This is a genomic window from Gordonia sp. L191, from assembly GCF_030077625.1.
In the GTDB taxonomy this organism is placed as follows: domain Bacteria; phylum Actinomycetota; class Actinomycetes; order Mycobacteriales; family Mycobacteriaceae; genus Gordonia; species Gordonia polyisoprenivorans_A.
Genome location: NZ_CP125996.1, coordinates 3482574 through 3501356, shown reverse-complemented (window position 1 = coordinate 3501356; position 18783 = coordinate 3482574). Strand labels below are relative to the sequence as shown.

The 18783-nt window shown below is 67.1% G+C and carries 16 protein-coding genes; 10 read left to right on the top strand and 6 right to left on the bottom strand.

What is annotated here, in order from left to right; genetic code table 11:
- Positions 1-53: 53 nt before the first annotated feature.
- From QNM97_RS15830 to pdxR, 3 genes are all read right to left on the bottom strand, one after another.
- Positions 54-1019 carry a type II CAAX endopeptidase family protein gene (locus QNM97_RS15830; RefSeq protein ID WP_283819314.1) on the bottom strand — a complete coding sequence of 322 codons (966 nt, stop codon included), beginning with the start codon at positions 1017-1019 and terminating at the stop codon, positions 54-56.
- Between the two features lie 19 nt (positions 1020-1038).
- Complete coding sequence (locus tag QNM97_RS15825) at positions 1039-2685, bottom strand: alpha/beta hydrolase (RefSeq protein ID WP_283819313.1); 1647 nt, start codon at positions 2683-2685, stop codon at positions 1039-1041.
- Between the two features lie 123 nt (positions 2686-2808).
- Positions 2809-4284: a MocR-like pyridoxine biosynthesis transcription factor PdxR gene (pdxR, locus tag QNM97_RS15820; RefSeq protein ID WP_283819312.1), complete on the bottom strand. Its 1476-nt coding sequence runs from the start codon at positions 4282-4284 to the stop codon at positions 2809-2811.
- Between the two features lie 84 nt (positions 4285-4368).
- On the opposite strand from pdxR, the gene QNM97_RS15815 reads away from it, so the two are divergent.
- A complete protein-coding gene (locus tag QNM97_RS15815) occupies positions 4369-5133 on the top strand; it encodes an SDR family oxidoreductase (protein WP_283819311.1) in 765 nt (254 codons plus the stop codon).
- Positions 5130-5609 (top strand): carboxymuconolactone decarboxylase family protein, encoded by a 480-nt coding sequence (locus QNM97_RS15810; RefSeq protein WP_283819310.1) that lies wholly within the window; start codon positions 5130-5132, stop codon positions 5607-5609. The genes QNM97_RS15815 and QNM97_RS15810 overlap by 4 nt, the downstream gene beginning before the upstream one ends.
- A gap of 17 nt (positions 5610-5626) precedes the next feature.
- Here the strand turns inward: QNM97_RS15810 and QNM97_RS15805 are convergent, their stop codons facing one another.
- Positions 5627-6079: a MarR family winged helix-turn-helix transcriptional regulator gene (locus QNM97_RS15805; RefSeq protein WP_283819309.1), complete on the bottom strand. Its 453-nt coding sequence runs from the start codon at positions 6077-6079 to the stop codon at positions 5627-5629.
- 58 nt (positions 6080-6137) lie between these two features.
- Between QNM97_RS15805 and QNM97_RS15800 the strand changes: the two genes are divergently transcribed.
- On the top strand, positions 6138-6506 hold the full coding sequence (locus tag QNM97_RS15800) for a cupin domain-containing protein (RefSeq protein ID WP_283819308.1): 369 nt from the start codon (positions 6138-6140) through the stop codon (positions 6504-6506).
- A gap of 23 nt (positions 6507-6529) precedes the next feature.
- Here the strand turns inward: QNM97_RS15800 and coaA are convergent, their stop codons facing one another.
- Positions 6530-7471, bottom strand: a complete 942-nt coding sequence (coaA, locus tag QNM97_RS15795) for a type I pantothenate kinase (RefSeq protein ID WP_208795556.1) — start codon at positions 7469-7471, stop codon at positions 6530-6532.
- A gap of 156 nt (positions 7472-7627) precedes the next feature.
- Between coaA and QNM97_RS15790 the strand changes: the two genes are divergently transcribed.
- The 4 genes from QNM97_RS15790 (at position 7628) to phoH2 (ending at position 13000) form a co-directional block, all read left to right on the top strand.
- The gene (locus tag QNM97_RS15790; protein WP_283819307.1) at positions 7628-8878 is read left to right on the top strand and encodes a DUF885 domain-containing protein; all 1251 of its coding nucleotides are present in this window, start codon (positions 7628-7630) and stop codon (positions 8876-8878) included.
- Between the two features lie 75 nt (positions 8879-8953).
- Positions 8954-10285, top strand: coding sequence for a serine hydroxymethyltransferase (gene glyA / locus QNM97_RS15785; protein ID WP_276114560.1), 1332 nt, complete (start codon positions 8954-8956; stop codon positions 10283-10285).
- A gap of 80 nt (positions 10286-10365) precedes the next feature.
- Positions 10366-11238, top strand: a complete 873-nt coding sequence (locus QNM97_RS15780) for an acyl-ACP desaturase (RefSeq protein ID WP_208795558.1) — start codon at positions 10366-10368, stop codon at positions 11236-11238.
- Positions 11239-11692: 454 nt separating this feature from the next.
- Positions 11693-13000 (top strand): RNA 5'-3' helicase PhoH2, encoded by a 1308-nt coding sequence (gene phoH2 / locus QNM97_RS15775; RefSeq protein ID WP_006372263.1) that lies wholly within the window; start codon positions 11693-11695, stop codon positions 12998-13000.
- Positions 13001-13057: 57 nt separating this feature from the next.
- Here the strand turns inward: phoH2 and QNM97_RS15770 are convergent, their stop codons facing one another.
- Positions 13058-14482: an NAD(P)/FAD-dependent oxidoreductase gene (locus tag QNM97_RS15770; RefSeq protein WP_283819306.1), complete on the bottom strand. Its 1425-nt coding sequence runs from the start codon at positions 14480-14482 to the stop codon at positions 13058-13060.
- A 131-nt stretch (positions 14483-14613) separates the two neighbouring features.
- Between QNM97_RS15770 and QNM97_RS15765 the strand changes: the two genes are divergently transcribed.
- From QNM97_RS15765 to QNM97_RS15755, 3 genes are read left to right on the top strand one after another with little or no spacing between them, the layout of a single operon-like run.
- Positions 14614-15729 (top strand): ABC transporter ATP-binding protein, encoded by a 1116-nt coding sequence (locus QNM97_RS15765; protein WP_283819305.1) that lies wholly within the window; start codon positions 14614-14616, stop codon positions 15727-15729.
- Complete coding sequence (locus tag QNM97_RS15760; RefSeq protein WP_283819304.1) at positions 15726-16907, top strand: polyamine ABC transporter substrate-binding protein; 1182 nt, start codon at positions 15726-15728, stop codon at positions 16905-16907. Before QNM97_RS15765 ends, QNM97_RS15760 begins: the two co-directional genes overlap by 4 nt.
- Positions 16904-18745 carry an ABC transporter permease subunit gene (locus tag QNM97_RS15755; RefSeq protein WP_283819303.1) on the top strand — a complete coding sequence of 614 codons (1842 nt, stop codon included), beginning with the start codon at positions 16904-16906 and terminating at the stop codon, positions 18743-18745. Before QNM97_RS15760 ends, QNM97_RS15755 begins: the two co-directional genes overlap by 4 nt.
- Positions 18746-18783: the final 38 nt, after the last annotated feature.

Here is an 18783-nt window from a genome sequence, read left to right as displayed (position 1 = left end):
CGCTCCAGCGTAATGACCTGGCGGGCCGGCTCGTCCCGCGTACGGCGCGCCCGCTATTCGGTCGCGGCCGTTGGCCGGGCTGTGAGCGCGCGACCAACACGCCTGGACGGGCGGGGCACGCCCTCGCCCTGGCTGTGCGCGCCGGGGTCGGCGGCAGGCGTGCGGTAACCGAGTGAGGCCCGCGTGGTGATCAGGAGTATCACTGCCACGACGACATATCCGACCAACGCGCCGAGGCCGATCGCCATCGAGGCATCGTCCTGCGACATCACGCCACGATCTGCCAGTCGCTGGAAGTAGGTCGAGGTTCCGTCCACCGATCCGTGCATCAGGATGCAGAGGAGCAGACTTGCCCCGGTGTTGTTGGACAGCCAGGTGAAGGCGAAGGACATGGCCATCACCGACACCGTGAAGGTGACGGTGTCACTGATTCCTGCCGCTGCTCCGTCGGCGAACCATGTCGGTACATAGAGAAAGAAGTGCCATCCGGCCCACAGGATCGAGAGCACCAGGGTTCCGCGCAGTGGACCGAGGCGCTCCTCGAGCCGGGGCAGCGCAAAGCCCCGCCACCCGGTCTCCTCGAAGAGGGGTCCGAAGAAGAAGTGCGCAAGGTAGGACGCCGGATAGATCGCGAGCGACGACAACGCCAGTGCGGCTCCCGCTCCGGTGTCGCCGAAAACCAGCGCGGCGAGCAACCCCGACATCGGAAGAAGCAGTATCGCAACGAGATACCACTGCGCCCCGTGACGCCAGGAACCGAGCCTGCGGAGCAGGGCAACGACTCCGTCACGACCGTCGATGAGTGCGGTGAGTGCGAACGCCGTACCGGTCACGCCGATGGCGATTCCGGGCAGCACCGCCAAGGAGGGCGCGTGCCGGGTCGCGTCGAAGACCGGTAGACCCATCAGTACGATCGGCGACCACAGCACCCAGGTGATGAGGTAAGCCGTGACGAAGAACGTCGTCAGTGGTCGGCGCCGGGCGAGTGTTCTCAGCGGGTGCAGCAGTGAATTCGACATCGTGATCTCCTCGAGAAGGTCAGGGCTGGAACGGAGACCGGTCCTGGGTGCACCGGGTCCCCGGAACGGGTAGATCGCCGTTCTCGATGTAGGCGGTGATCGCTTTGTCGGCACACGAACTCGGGTTGAGCAACGAGGTATGGCCGTAACCGTCGACCGTCAGTAGCACCGACTTGTCGAGCAGACGTGCGTTTGCCTCGGCATTCTTCATGGGGGTCGACGGATCGTGGGTGGTGTTGACGATCAGAGCCGGGGCGCTCGTGGTGGCGTTCCACGGCCCGGTGTAAGGGTCGGCGGCCCGGACCTTCCAGTACGCACAGGGCGCGTCGCCGTACATGGTCGACAGGCCGAGCAGCCCGGCCTGTTGTTGCGCCTCCACCGCCAGGGTCGGGATGCGTTGAGGGGTCACGGCGGCAGAGTCGCCGCAGGCGATGGACAGAACCTGCTCGGGACCGGCATACGTGGTGTCCGCGGCAGACTGGGTCGGGGACTGACCGGCCGTCTGGTTCGGCGCGCCGGGCGCCGGTGACTCCGGGGCTGTGGTCGCGGCCTGGTAGATCTTCTGCAATGCCGCAGAGACCGCGGCCCAGCCCTGAGCGGATCCCGGTATCGGCCAGACGACGTCGAGCCCGTCGCTGATGTCGTTGACGAGTGTGGGGAGATCGATCACCTTCGTCGCCGATCCCTCGGTCAGGACCGCGGGTGTGACGGCGAGTCTGTTCACCAATTCGGTCCACTTGGCGCGGGTCGCGTCGGCCGTGGACGCGGCGAATGGGCAACGCGCCGAGCCGGCTTCGGTGCACAGTATGAGGAACTGGTCGAAGACCGAGGCATTGTCCATCGAGCCGATCCGCATCCCCAGGGTCTGGGTGGCGGGACTGCGGCCGTCGTCGGTCCAGGCGAGGGGCGAGAGATTGCCGTCGAGGACCATCGACCGCACCGACGTCGGGTAGAGGTTGGCGTAGGTCATTCCGAGGAATGTTCCGTACGACACGCCCCAATAATTGAGCGGCTTGTCACCCAATGCATGACGGAGTTGTTCGAGATCGCGCGCCGTGTCGGCGGTCGACACGTGAGCGGCGAGGTCGGCCGCCGAGGAGGCGCATCGGTCGGCCAGTGCGGTGTACCCCGCGGCGAACGCGGCCTGTGCGTCGAAGGTCAGCGGTAGTTGGTCGACGTCGGCAAGGGCGTTGTTCTCGGCGGCCGAGTGCGGATAGCACTGCACCGCTGTTGATTCCCCGACACCGCGTGGGTCCCAACTGACGATGTCGTAGTCCGTGCGCAACCGCTCCGGGAAGCGGCCATACCACTGCGGGAACTGCACCGTTCCGGTGCCGCCGGGACCTCCGGGATTGAAGAAGAGGGTGCCCTTGCTGGTTCCGCCGGCCGGCATTCTCCGGAGAGCCAGGGTGATCTTCTTCGACGAGTCCGACCGGTGATCCAGAGGCACCTCGAAAGTGGCGCATTGGAGTCCGTCGATCACGGCTTCCTGCTCCGGGCAGGGTTTCCAGTCGACCTGATGGCCACCGGTGTCGGAGGTGATGTCGCCCCCGGACCCGCACGCCGACACGAGGATCACGAGGGCGGCCAGTGCCGCGGCGAGTCCGACCCGCCGCTGCCGTCGTGGGCCGTCGCCCGGCGCGGGTGGAGACAGATGGATGAACACGTGGGCTCCTCGTAGGCGGTCTGCCCCCGGCAGGGTTCGAGGGCGCCTGTACATGGGAGCGCGCGCGACCCTCTGTCCACATCCCCCAAAACAGGGCAATCTCGACGTGCACCCATGCGTGCCTCAGCGGTACTCGGTGATCAGCGTGGCGAGGGCGTCGACGTCACGGGCGAAGGTCGAGTTGGCCGGACTCGCGAACCCGACGACCAGCCCGCCCTGAGCGACGCCGTTCTCGTCGACGGGCGGATCGGCGTCGGGGTGGCGCATGGCGTCGAGGCCGCCGAAGGCGAAACCCCGGGCATGACAGTCCCGCAGGAGTCGGTGCTCGACGTCGACCGGCAGCGGGATCACCGCGTGCAGGCCGGCCGCGATCCCGGACACCTCGATCCCATCGGCGGCGAGTCGGGCGATGAGGTGATCGCGTCGGGCGCGATAGAACTGACGACTGCGCCGGATGTGGGTGTCGTAGGTGCCGGCCGCGATCATGTCGGCGAGGACGAGCTGATCGACGATCGAGGCGTCCGGATCGCGAACCCCTTTGGCCCACATGACCGCCGACACCAGCCGCGGCGGCAGGACGAGCCAGCCGATGCGTACCGCCGGCGAGAGGCTCTTGCTCACCGATCCGGTGTGGATCACCGAGTCGGGCGCGAGACCCTGCAGCGCTCCCACCGGGTCACGGTCGTAGCGCAACTCGCCGTCGTAGTCGTCTTCGACGATCACCGCGTCGGTACGCGCGGCCCACTCGACGACCTCGGCGCGCCGATCCGGTGCCAGTGCCACGCCGAACGGATACTGATGACTCGGCGTCAGCACGACGGCGTCGGCGCCGGCGTCGGCCAGACGCGACACGTCGGCACCCCGGTCATCGACGGGTAGCGGCGAGGTGGTGACACCGCGCCGGGCGATGACCTCCCGGTGGAACGGCAGGCCGTGGCTTTCGACCGCCACTCTTCTCCCGAACACGGTGCGCGCCAACAGGTCCAGCGACCCACTGACCGAGGTGGTCAACACGATGCAGTCCGGGCTGGTCCGGACGCCGCGGGCGCGGGCGAGGTAGGCGGCCAGTTCGGTGCGCAGCGCCCCGCTGCCGTTGGGTGCCGATGGCGCGAAGACGGAATCGGCGGCCCCGCTCAGCGCACGTCGTGTCGAGGCGGCCCATGCCGACCGGGGGAACAGGGACGGATTCGGTTGCCCGAGAGCGAAATCGTGGTCCGCGGCGGGCAGGGTGACCGTCGGTGGCGCCAGACCGGCCGGCTGTGGATGTATCCCGCCGGCGACCCGGGTGCCCGAGCCCTGACGCGCGGTGAGGCGGCCCTCGGCAACGAGTTCGGCGTACACGGCGGCCACCGTGCCGCGGGCGAGTCCGAGATCGGCGGCCAGCGACCGATACGGAGGCACCATGGTTCCCGGGGGTAGCCGGCCATCGGAGATGGCGTCGCGCAGGGCGTCGGCGAGAGCGCGGCGCCGTCGGGCTCCGCGTCCCCGTGCCGTCGTCGACGGGTCCGGCTGGAGATCGAGGAACAGGTCGGCGCCCAAGCGTGCCGCCACACGCTCCCACGGGTCGCCCTCGCTTGAATTGACCTTCTTTTCGGCCATCGGATTGGACCTCTTTTCCGGTGCAATTACTCCCTACCGTAGGTGATACGACACTCGAGATGAGAGAACCGGAGGAGGCAGGGGATGCGAACAGTCGTGTTCGGGGCGAGCGGAGAGATCGGACGCCGCCTGGGCGAAACGTTGCAGAACAGAGGGATCGAGGTGGTCGCCGCGCACAGGTCGGCCGGTGTCGATGTGTACACCGGCACCGGCGTGGCCCGGGCGTGCGCGGGTGCCGACGTCGTCGTCGACTGCGTCAATGTCACGACCACTCGTGCCAAGGTCGCCGTCGACTTCTTCGGCACGGCCGCACGGCGGATCGCCGAGGGCGCGGTCACTGCCGGCGTGGGCCGGGTGGTCTGCCTGTCGATCATCAATGCCGCTGATCCGGCGGTCAACGCGAAGTTCGGCTACTACCGGGGCAAGGGTGAGCAGGAGCGGGTCTACCGCGAGTTGCTCGGGCCCGACGTGCTCAGGGTGGTGCACTCGGCGCAATGGTTCGAACTCGCCGAGCAACTGCTCGCGCGCACGAGTCTGGGGCCGGTGGCGGTGGTACCGCGCATGAGGTGTCGGCCCTTGGCGGCCGCCGATGCCGCCGACGCCGTGGCCGATGCGGCGCTCGAACCCGCGCGCGGCGATGTCGAGGTGGCCGGGCCGGAGGTGATCGATCTCGCCGATCTGGCGAAAGATGTTGCTCGTCAGGATCATTCCCCACGATGGGTGGTCCCGGTGCGGATCGGGGGTGCGGCGTTTCGGACGAACGGGTTGCTACCGCGCGGTGAGTTCGTGCAGGCCGCCACGACCGTCGAGAAATGGCTGGCCGGTCGCGGTGGGCAGGTGACGCGATGAGCGCGGCAGCGCCCGACGGCGTGCGCTATTGGTTACCGACGGCCAACCCCGGTGTCTACAAGGCGCTCGTCGCCCTTCAGCGCGCATCGGCCGACGGGCTCGATCGAGAGCTGGTGGAACTCATCAAGATCCGCGCTTCGCAACTCAACGGGTGCGCCTACTGCCTACACATGCATCTCTCCGATGCGCTCGGTCTCGGCATGGATCCGATCACTCTCGGGATGGTCGCGGTGTGGCGCGAGTGTCTTTCGATGTTCGACGAGAAGACCAGAGCGGCATTGGACTTGACCGAATACGTCACACGGATCGGTGACGACGGGGTGCCCGACGAGGTCTACGAGCGGGTGCGTTCGGTGTTCGGTGACGAGGCCTTCGGTCAGGTGCTCGCATCGATCGCCATGATCAATGTCTGGAACCGGATTGCCCTCACCGGAGGCTATCCGGCCGGTCTCGATGAGCGCGCGCCGCGTTCCTGAGCTCACGCCGACACAGGTCACCACAGAGGCCGGGGAGTGGCGTCCGCGCCGAGCCGCTGCAAGGCGCCGACGACCGTCGCCATCGCGTCGTGCCCGATGTCACGCTCGAGGTCGGCGGCGACGTCGGCGGCGCTCTGCGCGGCCAGCCGGGTCACCGCCTGGCCACGTCGGGTGAGTTCGACCAGCCGTGCCCGCCGATCGGTCGGATGTGGTCCGCGTGTGACATAGCCCTGATCCTCGAGCGTTTCCACGATCGCCGCGGCCGATTGCTTGGTGACCCCCAGGTGCGCGGCGATGTCGTTGACCGTCGCCCCGGCGGGGGCGATCCGGGCGAACACCAGCCCGTGCACCGGGCGCAGACCCGGGTGTCCGTGGGCCACGATCCGGGAGTTGATGTGTTCGGTGACCGCCGCCTGTGCGCGCATCAACAAGAACGGGAGATCGGCCATCGGGGGACCCGGGGTTGACATGTGGACAGTCTAGCTGTCTTATAAAGACAGTTTAACTGTCTGATGAGGAGTGGTCGTCATGTCTGTCGTCGTAGGGCCGGTGGTTCACGGAATGCACGGTGCGCGGTTTGAGTCCTTTGTGGCGCCGTCGCGCGGTAGCGCCGAATTATGCGCGTGGCGAACGGTTCTGGAACCGGAGCAGTTCGGCACGGCGCATCGGGTGGACCGTGAGGAGATATTTCTCGTACTGACCGGGGACCCGGAATGCGAGCTCGATGGTCGGCGGCACACCTTGGCGGTGGGGTCGGTTGTCCATGTACCGGCCGGGTCGCGGGTGCGGCTGGACAACCCGGGATCGGCGGAGGCGTCGGTGTGGGTCACCGCGCCGGCCGGCCTGACCGCGGTCACCGACTCGGGGGAGACGATCACTCCGCCCTGGGCTCGCTAGGGCGCGTCTCCCGCGCCGCGGGTTCACAACTTGCGCAGGCGAACCCGATTGATCGAGTGGTCGGCGTCCTTGCGGAGCACCAGGCTCGCTCGGGGGCGGGTGGGCAGGATGTTCTCGCGCAGGTTGGGCAGGTTGATGGAGGTCCAGATGTCGCGCGCGGCGATCATCGCCTGATCGTCGGTCAACGACGCGTAGTGGTGGAAGTGCGAATTGGGGTCGGCGAACGATGTCGACCGCATCTGCAGGAACCTCGAGATATACCATTTCTCGATGTCGTCGGTCTTGGCGTCGACGTAGATCGAGAAGTCGAACAGGTCCGACACCATCAGGGTGGGCCCGGTCTGTAAGACGTTGAGCCCCTCCAGGATCAGGATGTCGGGCTGGCGGATGTAGTGGCGGACATCGGGAACGATGTCGTAGGTGAGGTGTGAATAGACCGGCGCGGTGACCTCCCGGGCGCCCGATTTCACCTCGGTGACAAAGCGCAACAGCGCCCGACGGTCATACGACTCGGGAAAACCCTTGCGGTGCATGATGGCCCGACGTTCCAGCTCCGCGGTCGGCAGCAAGAAGCCGTCGGTGGTGACCAGATCGACCTTCGGATGCGACTCCCAGCGGGCGAGTAGCGCCGCGAGCACACGTGCGGTCGTCGACTTGCCCACGGCGACACTGCCCGCGATACCGATCACGAACGGCACCTGCTTTGCTCCGTGACGATCGCCGAGGAAGGTCGAGGTCGCGGCGAACAGACGTTGCCGCGCGGCCACCTGCAGATGGATGAGTCGCGACAACGGCAGGTAGACCTCGGCGACCTCGGTCAGGTCGATCTGTTCACCGAGGCCGACGAGTTGATCGAGTTCGTCCGAGGTCAACACCATCGGCATCGATTCACGCAGTTCACGCCACTGTTTGCGGTCGAGTTCCATGTACAGACTCGGGTCGCGATCACTGGAGTGGCGTGCCATCAGCGCAGCACCGCACCCGTGACGGTCGCTGCAGGGGTGCTCGACATGCCACCCACCCTATAAGCACCGCCGAATCGGTCGCGCCGGAGCCCTATCGGGACGAACGCGACATGATGGCGTGGCCGATGCGCGAGGTGGTGGGTAGCGTGTCCGACTATGTCTCCTGCCCAGGCGAGCACCTCCTCGTCCGACGTGGTCACCGCATACCTCCGGCTCGGGCTGGCCTTCGATCGCATCGAGGAGGGATTCGTCGACGCCTACACCGGCGACCCGAACCTGCGTGCCGCGGTGGGCAATGCGCCGGCACCGCAACCCGCCGAACTCGCCGATGTCGCACGGGGACTGCTCGCCGACCTACCCGGCGACCTCGATCCGGACCGCGCCGCGTTCGTCGGCGCCCACTTGCGCGCGCTGGAGTGTTCGGCCCGCAAGTTCGCCGGTGACGACATCGGCTTCGTCGACGAGGTACGCGCCTACTTCGACGTCGACATCGAGCCGGAGGACCCGGCTGTCTACCGGGCAGCCCACGCCGAACTCGCTGCGGCACTGGGTGTTCCGGGAAGTTCGGGAGAGGCGCTGGCAGCGGCTTATGCCCGCCATCGGCGTGCCGACGAGATTCCGGCGGAACGGGTCGACGAGTGCGTACGTGCCTTCAGCGGTGCACTGCGTGAGCGGGTACGCGCCACCTATCCGCTGCCCGACTCCGAGATCGTCGACTTCGAGGTGGTCACCGACAAGCCGTGGTCGGGATTCAACTACTACCTCGGCGACTATCGCTCCCGGGTGGCGATCAACGTCGATCTGACACAACACATGTCGAATCTGCCGCACCTGATCGCCCACGAGGCCTATCCGGGTCATCACACCGAACACTGCCGCAAGGAGCAGCGACTCGTCGGCGGGGGACAGCAGGAGCAGACGATCTTTCTCGTAAACACCCCGCAATGCCTCATGGCCGAGGGTTTGGCCGACCACGCCCTGCACGCGATCGTCGGGCCCGAGTGGGGTGTGTGGGCGCAGGAGATCTACGCCGATCTCGGCCTGCGGTTCGACGGGCAGCACGCACAACAGGTGGGTCGGGCGACCGCCGGGCTGCTCGGCGTGCGCCAGGACGCCGCCCTGATGCTGCACGATCAGCACCGCGACGCCGACACCGTCGCCGAATTCTTGCAGCGCTGGCTCCTCGCGCCACCCGAACGGGCGCGGCAGATGCTGCGCTTTCTCACCTCCCCGTTGTGGCGTGCCTACATCTCCACCTACGTCGAGGGCTATCGCCTGCTGCAGCGGTGGCTCGACTCCGATGCCCCCGGTGTCGGCGGTGCCGATCGTGCCGCGCGCTTCGGGCGGCTGCTCGACGAGCCATTGATCCCGGCGTCGTTGCGAGCCGAACTCGGCGAGACCGCCTGACCTCGCCCGGAGGTCCGCAGCGGATGGTCCGGGGAGGATTCGGTCCGCGGGCGCCGGGCCCATAGACTTGCGGGCATGACCGAGAACGCCTCGTCCGCACAGTCCGTGAACTCGACGTCGGTGAACGCGATGTCGCTGGTCGACGTCGACCCCGACGTCGCCGCCGCGATGAACGGTGAGCTGAGCCGGCAGCGCGACACCCTCGAGATGATCGCGTCGGAGAACTTCGTCCCGCGCGCGGTTCTGCAGGCGCAGGGCAGCGTCCTGACGAACAAGTACGCCGAGGGATATCCGGGTCGGCGCTACTACGGCGGCTGCGAGTACGTCGACGTCGTCGAGGACATCGCGCGTGACCGGGCCAAGGCGCTCTTCGGCGCCGACTTCGCCAATGTGCAGCCACATTCGGGCGCGCAGGCCAACGCCGCGGTGCTGATGGCGTTGATGAACCCGGGTGAGACGATGCTCGGTCTCGACCTCGCACACGGCGGGCACCTGACCCACGGGATGCGACTGAACTTCTCCGGCAAGCTCTACGAGAACGCCTTCTACGGCGTGAGCAAAGAGGACTTCCGCATCGACATGGACGAGGTGCGCAAGATCGCCCTCGACACCCGCCCGAAGGTGATCGTCGCCGGGTGGTCGGCTTATCCCCGCACCCTCGACTTCGATGCATTCCGCTCGATCGCCGACGAGGTCGGCGCCTACCTGTGGACCGACATGGCCCACTTCGCCGGTCTGGTGGCCGCCGGGCTGCACCCCAACCCGGTACCCGCCTCCGACGTCGTGTCCTCGACGGTCCACAAGACCCTCGGCGGACCGCGCTCGGGCATCATCCTGGCCAAGCAGGAATGGGCCAAGAAGCTCAACTCGGCGGTGTTCCCCGGTCAGCAGGGTGGTCCGCTCATGCACGTCATCGCCGGTAAGGCCGTCGCATTGAAGATCGCCGGCACCGAAGAGTTCGCCGAGCGGCAGCGTCGCACCCTGTCGGGCGCGAAGATCCTCGCCGACCGGCTCACCGGCGCCGACGTCGCCAAGGCCGGCGTCTCGGTGCTCACCGGCGGCACCGACGTGCACCTGGTGCTCGTCGACCTGCGCAACAGCCCGCTCGATGGACAGCAGGCCGAGGATCTGCTGCACGAGGTCGGCATCACCGTGAACCGCAACGCGGTGCCCTTCGATCCGCGCCCGCCGATGGTGACCTCCGGACTGCGGATCGGAACCCCCGCGCTGGCCACCCGCGGGTTCGGTGACGAGCAGTTCACCGAGGTCGCCGACATCATCGCGACCGCGCTGGCCGCCGGGACCGGCGCCGACACCTCGGCGTTGCGGGCACGCGTGTCGCGTCTCGCGCTGGATTTCCCCCTCTACGACGGTCTCGAGTCGTGGGGGCTGATGAGCCGCATCTGATCGGCGTCGCGGCGGCGGCGCGCCACGCGGGGGATGTCCGGATTGCCCCCGATGGTTACGCATCCGTATCCTCTTACGCGATGAACGCACTCACCGAAGACGACCTGATCATTGCGCTTGAGAAGGCGCTTCCGGAGATCGCCGAGGATCACGCCGCGGCGGCCACGCCCTGGAACCCGCACGACTGGGTGCCGTGGGACGACGGCCGCAACTTCGCATTCCTCGGTGGCGACGACTGGGATCCGTCTCAGGCGACGCTGTCCGACGAGGCGCGCGCCGGCACCCTCGCGCTGCTGCTGACGAAGGACAACCTGCCGTCCTATCACCGGGTGCTCGCCAAGCACTTCCCGGCGTTCTCCGACTGGCGTCAGCTCGTCGGGGTGTGGACCGCCGAGGACAACCGGCACGCCATCGTGTTGCGTGACTACCTCGTGGTGCGGCGCGCGATCGACCCGGTGGATGCCGAGGAGCGTCGTCGCGAGCACGTCACCAAGGGGTACCGCCAGCGTCCCGAGCTCGTTCGGGATCTCGGCCCGCTCGATGTCCTGGCATTGATGGCGGTGCACGAGTATCAGTGCGTGCACTACGTCAAGCGTCTGGCGACCGCGGTGACCGATGACGTCTACCAGACGATCCTCACCAAGATCGTCGGTGATGACGAACTGCAGGCCCGGACCTTCACCAACTTCCTCGGTGCCGGACTCGTCGCCGATCAGGACGCCACCGTGATCGCCGTCGACGAGGCACTGGCCCGACTGACCACCGAGCCCATCGGGTTCGACATCGACGACTTCGACGCGGAGCGCGCGCTGATCGCCGACTACGAGGGCGGCGAGACGCACACGGCGATCGCTGCCGCCATCGCCGACGGACTCAAGCTCGAGAGCTTGCAGGAACTCGGCGACGACGCGCAGGCCGCACGGCAGCGCATCCAGGCGCTCGCCGGCCGATAGACCGCCGACTCACCACACTCCCGGTACCCCGCGATCGTGTGGGTGCCGGGAGTGTGTGCATGAGCGGGTGATGTGGTCTCGCGTCGGGCGCGGTTCCGGCCCGTTCCCGGGCCACCCACCGGCGGTGAGAACAGTTCCGGGCGTGCCGATTGAGCACGGCTTTTCTCCCGGTGGCGACGCCATCGTCACTTCGCTCAAACGATAAGTGCGTTTACGCGAAATTCACGCCGACACACCTTCTCCGGCGCGCCGCCACGCGCCACACCGCGTACGTTGGCGAGTGACGGGCCGCGGGGAAGCGGTTCGTCCGGGAGGTTCTCATTCGTGGTTTGCAAGAGCAGCGCGAGGGGGCCGGCCCCGGTCCCCGTCCGCTTCGGCTAGCCGAAGCGGACCGAGACCCAGCCGGTCGACTTGAACTGGTTTGTGCGGGCGCCGCACAAATGTAGGAGCCCACGTGACCACACGCACCTACGTCCTCGACACCTCCGTCCTGCTCTCAGATCCCTGGGCGGTCACCCGTTTCGCCGAACACCATGTGGTTCTTCCGCTGGTGGTCATCGGCGAACTCGAGGGCAAACGTCACCACCACGAGCTCGGCTGGTTCGCACGTGAGGCCTTGCGGCTCCTCGACGATCTGCGGCTGGAATACGGTCGACTCGACATGCCGTTCCCCATCGGGGACGAGGGCGGCACGTTACAGGTGGAACTCAATCACACCGATCCGGCCGTGCTGCCTGCCGGATTCCGTACGGAGACAAACGATTCACGGATTCTCGCGTGTGCACTCAACCTGCGGGCCGAGGGTAAGAACGTCACCCTGGTCTCCAAGGACACGCCGCTGCGGGTGAAGGCTGGCGCGGTGGGCCTGGCCGCCGACGAGTACCACGCCCAGGATGTCGTGGTCTCCGGATGGTCGGGGATGGCCGAACTGGACGTCGACCAGCCCGCCATCGACACCCTCTTCGCCGACGGCGTCGTGGACATCGACGCGGCCCGGGAACTGCCGTGCCACACCGGGGTTCGGCTGATCGGTCAGGGCTCGTCGAGTGCGCTGGGCCGGGTGAACGACGCCAAGCAGGTGCAGTTGGTGCGCGGCGACCGCGAGGCTTTCGGTCTGCACGGGCGCTCCGCCGAACAGCGTGTGGCGCTCGATCTGCTGCTCGACGACAGTGTCGGCATCGTGTCGCTGGGCGGCAAGGCCGGAACCGGCAAGTCCGCGTTGGCCTTGTGCGCCGGACTGGAGGCCGTCCTCGAACGACGTACCCAGCGCAAGGTGGTCGTCTTCCGGCCGCTCTACGCGGTCGGCGGACAGCAGCTCGGATACCTACCCGGCGGCGCCGACGAGAAGATGGGCCCGTGGGCGCAGGCGGTGTTCGACACGCTGGAAGGCCTTGCCTCGCAAGAAGTCATCGAAGAGGTGCTGGCACGCGGCATGCTGGAGGTGTTGCCACTCACCCACATTCGTGGCCGGTCATTGCATGACTCGTTCGTGATCGTCGACGAGGCACAGTCGCTGGAGCGTAACGTCTTGCTGACCGTGCTCTCGCGCCTGGGGTCGGGATCGCGGGTGGTGCTCACCCACGATGTCGCGCAGCGCGACAACCTGCGCGTCGGACGACACGACGGGGTGGCGGCAGTCATCGAAAAGCTCAAGGGACACCCGCTTTTCGCGCACATCACGCTGACCCGCAGTGAGCGATCGCCGATCGCGGCGCTCGTGACAGAAGTGCTCGAGGAATTCGCACCGGGCGCGGCGTACTGATCGCCGATTGAAAGTCAGTATCCTCGGAATCTACTGATTCGCACCGGGTGTCGGTGTTCAGGACCGACCCGACACCCGGTCGGCCATCCGTGCGATGACATTCGTCCGCGATGAGCCATCGGCCAGTTCACGTCGATCGGCCGTGCGGTAGGCGGCGTACATCGTCGCCACGCCGAGCCAACGAAGCGGTTCTGGTTCCCAGTTGCGGGTGCGGTGCCCGACCCACGGTAGGTCGGTGAGATCGGTGCGGTCGCCGGCGACGAGGTCGCACAGCGTTCGCCCGGCCACGTTGGTGGTGGTCAGACCTGACCCCACATAGCCGCTGGCAGAACCGATTCCGGTGGTCTGGTCGTAGCGTATGGACGCCGACCAGTCCCGGCTCACCCCCAGCACCCCACACCAGGTGTGGGCGATCGCGGTGTCCGCGGTGGCCGGGAACATTTCGAGCAACGCGGTCACCAGGGAAGCCGTCGTCCGCTCCTGGGTCCGGCCGCGATCATCGATGCCGGAACCGAATCGATAGGGAACGCCGCGCCCGCCCAAGGCAATCCGGCCGTCGGCAGTGCGCTGCGAGTAGGTGTAGGCGTGAGCGGTCTCACCCAGCAACTCGCACCCGCCCCATCCGATGCGCTCCCAGATCTCGTCGTCGAGTGGCTCGGTGACGATCATCGACGAGTTCATCGGCAGCAGCGTGCGGTGCGTACCGGCCATGGTGGCGGTGAAGCCCTCGAGGCAGACCAGGATCGATTCCGCCCGCACCACACAGCGATCGGTGTCGACCCGGCGCGGACTGATGCCGGTGACTGTGGTGCCCTCGAAGATCTGTACGCCCCGGAGGGCCACCGCCTCGGCGACCCCGTGGGTCAGCTTCGCCGGGTTCACCCGGGCGCACTGGGACGAGTACATCGCCGATCGTGCGCCGGCAATGGTGATCCGCCCGGCGAGGGCGACGTCGTCGAGATACTCCCATCGACCACCGAGATGCTCCTCGTGCTCGATCTCGGCGCGTAGTCGGGCGTCCTGTGCCGCACAACGCGCGATGTGCAGGACCCCCGACTTCACCGCGTCGCACTCGATGGACTCGCTGGTGATGCGGTCGAGGACCTCGTCGACGCCGGACCGCATGGTCGCGGTGAGACGGCGATTGGCGTCGAGACCGTCGCGCCCTCGAGACTCGGCGATTGCCGCATAGGTGCGACGATTGCCCGCGACCTCGGCCGAGAGCCAGCCACCGTTGCGGCCGCTGGCGCCGAAACCACAGAACTCGCGCTCGAGGACGACGATGCGCGCGTCGGGTAGTCGCTCGGCGAGGTAGTACGCCGACCACAGGCCGGTGAGTCCGCCGCCGACGATCGCGATGTCCGCGTCGCGATCGCCCGGCAACGGCGGACGCGGGACCGACGGTCCGGTGGTGGAGTGCCAGTAGGAGACGTCACCGTTGCGCATGTGCCCACCGTACGTTGCCGATTGTTGCGCGTGCATTAAGAATCAGTCGCTCAAGTGGAAACTGGAGACTGAATCCGTGACGATTCCATCGAATGACCGATGTATTCGTAACTCCTGAGGTTTACTGACCCGCCCGCCGCCGGCGTGGTCGCCACGAAAGGCCCACCATGACCACTGTCTCGCAGGCTCCGATCGCCGAGTCCGCGCCGACCACCCGCGGAGCGGTTGCCCTCCGGGCTATCCGCAAGGTGTATGCCAACGGCCACGTCGCGGTCACCGACATCGATCTCGACGTCGCCGCGGGTGAGTTCGTCTCGCTCCTGGGTCCGTCCGGGTGCGGTAAGACGACGCTGTTGCGCATGCTGGCCGGTTTCGAGCGGCCCACCGCCGGTGACATCACCCTCGACGGGGCCTCGATCGTGGATGTGCCACCCGAGCGTCGCCCGGTCAACACCGTGTTTCAGTCCTACGCGCTGTTCCCGCACATGACCGTGGCGCAGAACGTGGGTTTCGGTCTGCGACAACGCAAGGTGGCCAAGAAGGAGATCGGCCAACGTGTCGCCGACGCGCTCGGGCTGGTGCAGATGACGCGCTTTGCCGACCGCAAGCCGGCGATGCTCTCCGGCGGCCAGCAGCAGCGTGTCGCGCTCGCCCGGGCGCTGGCGAACCGGCCCGACGTGCTGCTGCTCGACGAGCCGATGAGTGCGCTGGACCGCAAGTTGCGCGAGGAGATGCAGATCGAACTCAAACTGCTGCAAAAGGACCTCGGCACCACCTTCATCTTCGTGACCCACGATCAGGAGGAGGCGTTGTCGATGAGCGACCGGATCGTGGTGATGAGCGAGGGGCGCATCGCTCAGGTCGGCGTCGGCAAGGACATCTATGCCGCGCCGACTAGCCGGTTCGTCGCCGACTTCATCGGCAAGCAGACCTTCTTCGACGTCACCGGCGAGTACGAGAACGGCCGCATCGCCACCACCGACGGTCGTTTCGCCATCGCCGACACCCCGGCCGACGCCACCGGTGGCCTGGTCGTCGCGGTACGCCCCGAGGCGATCTGGTTCGCCGAGAGCGACGCCGACGTCGATGCCGCCGACAACGTCGTGTCCGGGACCGCCGCAGGGGTGTCGTTCCTCGGTGACCTGACGCAGGTGGTGGTCACTACCGACGCGGGTACCGAGGTGCTGGTGCGCGGCGCCACCCGCAACTTCCCGCCACTGCACGAGGGGCAGCGTGTGCGATGCACCTTCGCCGGCTCCGACACCCTGGTGTACGCCAAATGATCGGGCGCGCACCATCGGCCGCGCCGGACGCGGTACGCGCACTGGTCCCGAAGCAATCCGTCGCGCGCATCACCCGTCGCAGCTTCCTCGCCGGAATCGGTGTGGCGGTGGCCGGGGTCACCGTGTCGGCGTGCGGTGGCAGTCACAAGATTGCGAGTTCGGCGCCGATGGGCACCGCCGCCGAGGGCAGGCTGAACTACTACAGCTGGGGAGACTACGAGGACCCCAACGATCTCGACGGCTACGAGAACCGCTTCGGTGTCACGCTTCAAGTCGACTCCTTCGGCTCCAACGAGGAGATGATCGCCAAACTCGCTGCGGCCCGCGGAACCTCGGGGTACGACGTGGTGGTGCCCACCGGGGTGTACATCCCGCAGATGGTGGAGCACGACCTGCTCGATCCGCTCGACCATGCGCGCGTGCCCAACCTTGCCAACCTGGAGGAGCGGTTCTTCGACCCGCCCTGGAATCCGCGCTCGCGCTACGGCGCCTGCAAGGACTGGGGCACCACCGGATTCATGTATCTCAAGTCGCTGACCACGACGACCCCGACCACGTGGCGTGACTTCATCGAGTTGGCCCAGGGCCCGGCCCGGGGCAAGGTCAGTGTCCTTGAGGATCCCTGGGAGGTGGTCTCGATTGCCATGGGGGCGTTGAACATCGACCCCAACAGCACCGACGGGAAGGATCTCGCCGCGGCGCGCACGCTACTCGTCAACGAACTCGCGCCGACGCTGCAGGGGTACAACTCGTCGATCACCTCGGTGGTGTCGGGGGGTGCCTACAGCTTGCTGCAGGCGTGGAACGGCGACGCGCGTCTGACACTGACGAACGAGAGCGACCCCGACAAGTGGGGATTCGTCTACCCGTTGCCGACGGCCAACCTGTTCGTCGACAACTTCGCGATCGTGCGCGGGACCCAACATCCGGTCGCCGCACACGAATTCATCAACTACATGCTCGACCCGGAGGTGTCGTACCGGGAGATGGAGTACATCGGCTACCAGACCGGGGTGAAAGGGATGGCGGAGAAGGGCCGGGCCGCCGACCTCGACTACCCCGACCTGTTGTTCCCACCCGACGAGGTGGTCGATCGGCTGGTGTCGGCCAATGTCGACTCGGCCACCCAGGAGCGCACCGAGATCCTGGGCCAGATGCAGGCGAGGAGCGCCCGATGACCACCACCGTCGACACCCCGGCGATCACCCCAGAACCGATCACCCCGACCCCGAAACCGCCATGGCGGCAACGGTTGTTCGGTGCAGGCGGGCTCACCTTCCCGGCCTGGGCGTATCTGCTGTTCTTCTTCGTCGTCCCGGTGGCCCTGGTGGTGTGGTACAGCTTCGGCTACAAACCCGACCAGTTCACCACCTATGCCACCGACCAACTGAGCTTCGGTCGCTATTCGGAAGCCTTCGGCGCGGACTACCGGTCGACCTTCTACAACACCCTCACCATCGCCGTCACCGGAGTGGTGATCGCGCTTGCCGTCGGTGTGCCGTTCGCCTATTGGCTTGCGGTCAAATCGAATCCGCGACGACGCCCGATCTATCTCGCCCTCATCATCATCCCGTTCTTCACCAACTTCCTGGTGCGCACCATCGGCTGGCAGATCACCCTGGCCCCGTCGGGATGGCTCTCGGGTGCGATGCAGAGCGTGGGGCTGGGCGAACTCGGCATCCTCTACACCCGCGCCGCGGTGCAGGTCGGCGTGGTCTACAACTACCTGCCGCTGATGATCTTTCCCCTGTACGTTGCGATGGATCGTGCGGGTCTGTCGCTGCGGGAGGCCGGGCGCGACCTCGGTGCCAACCGCTGGACGACGTTCTTCCGGATCACCCTGCCGCTGGCGTCGCCGGGCATCGTCTCGGGCACGCTTCTGGTGTTCATACCGTTGATGGGCGACTACGTGACACCGTCGGTGCTCGGCGGTGCCAAGGGCACGATGGCCGGGCAGATGATCGCCGCGCAGTTCGAGACCGCCCAGAACTGGGCGCTCGGCAGTGCCATGACCGTGTCGCTGATGGCGATGGTGCTCGTGTGCGTGGTGATCGCCGGTCTCGTCGTCAAAGGTATTGCGGTGCTTCTGGATCGACAGGTGTTCTCGGTGACCCTGCCCGACGGACAGCCGGCCGATCCCGGCCCGCTGCCGCGTCTGGTGATGACGCCGCTGCGCACCCGGCGGGATTGGTACTCGATCTGTCTGAAGGCGTGGTCGGTCGTGGTCTATGCCTTCCTGTTCCTGCCGATCCTGGTGATCGTCGCCTACTCGTTCAACACCGGGCGTGTACTCGCGTCGTTCGAGGGATTCGGGTTCGGCGCCTACCGCGACGCGCTCACCGACGACACGATCCTGCACAGTGTGCGCATTTCCTTGGAGGTCGGCCTCCTGTCGGCGCTGCTGGCCACGCTCCTGGGGTCGCTGGCCGGCATCGCCATCGGGATGTCGCGGCGCCCGCGCTGGTGGTCGGTGGGGTTGCTGGCCCTGCTGACGGTCACCCTGGTGACGCCCGACATCGCCGATGCCGTGGCCTTCCTGCCCTGGTATGTGACGCTCGGTGTCGACTGGAATCTGTTGCCGTTCAACAACGGTCTCGTGCGGTTGGTCATCTCGCACGCGGTGGTGTCGATGGTCGTGGTGACGTTCATCGTGCGAGCGCGGGTGTCGGCTCTCGATCCGGCACTCGAGGAAGCGGCCGCAGATCTCTACGCTTCGCCGCTCGCGCGGCTGCGCCACGTGATCCTGCCCGCCGCCGCCCCGGGCATCTTCGCCGGGATGATGCTCGCGTTCACGTTCAGTCTCGACGACGTCGTGATCTCGACCTTCGTCCAGCAGCCGGGTTACACGCCGTGGCCGGTGTACATCTTCTCCGCGGTGCGTATCGCCCTGCGGCCGGAGGTGGCCGCGATGTCGACGCTGATGCTGGTTCTGACCCTGGTCGTTTTGGCGCTGTCGGCGCTCGTGCTGCGCAGGTCGGGGGAGGATGCGACCTCGATGGCCAAGATGATCGGCTGAGGCACGACCCGACCCGAACCTTGAAGGTGAAACCGGGT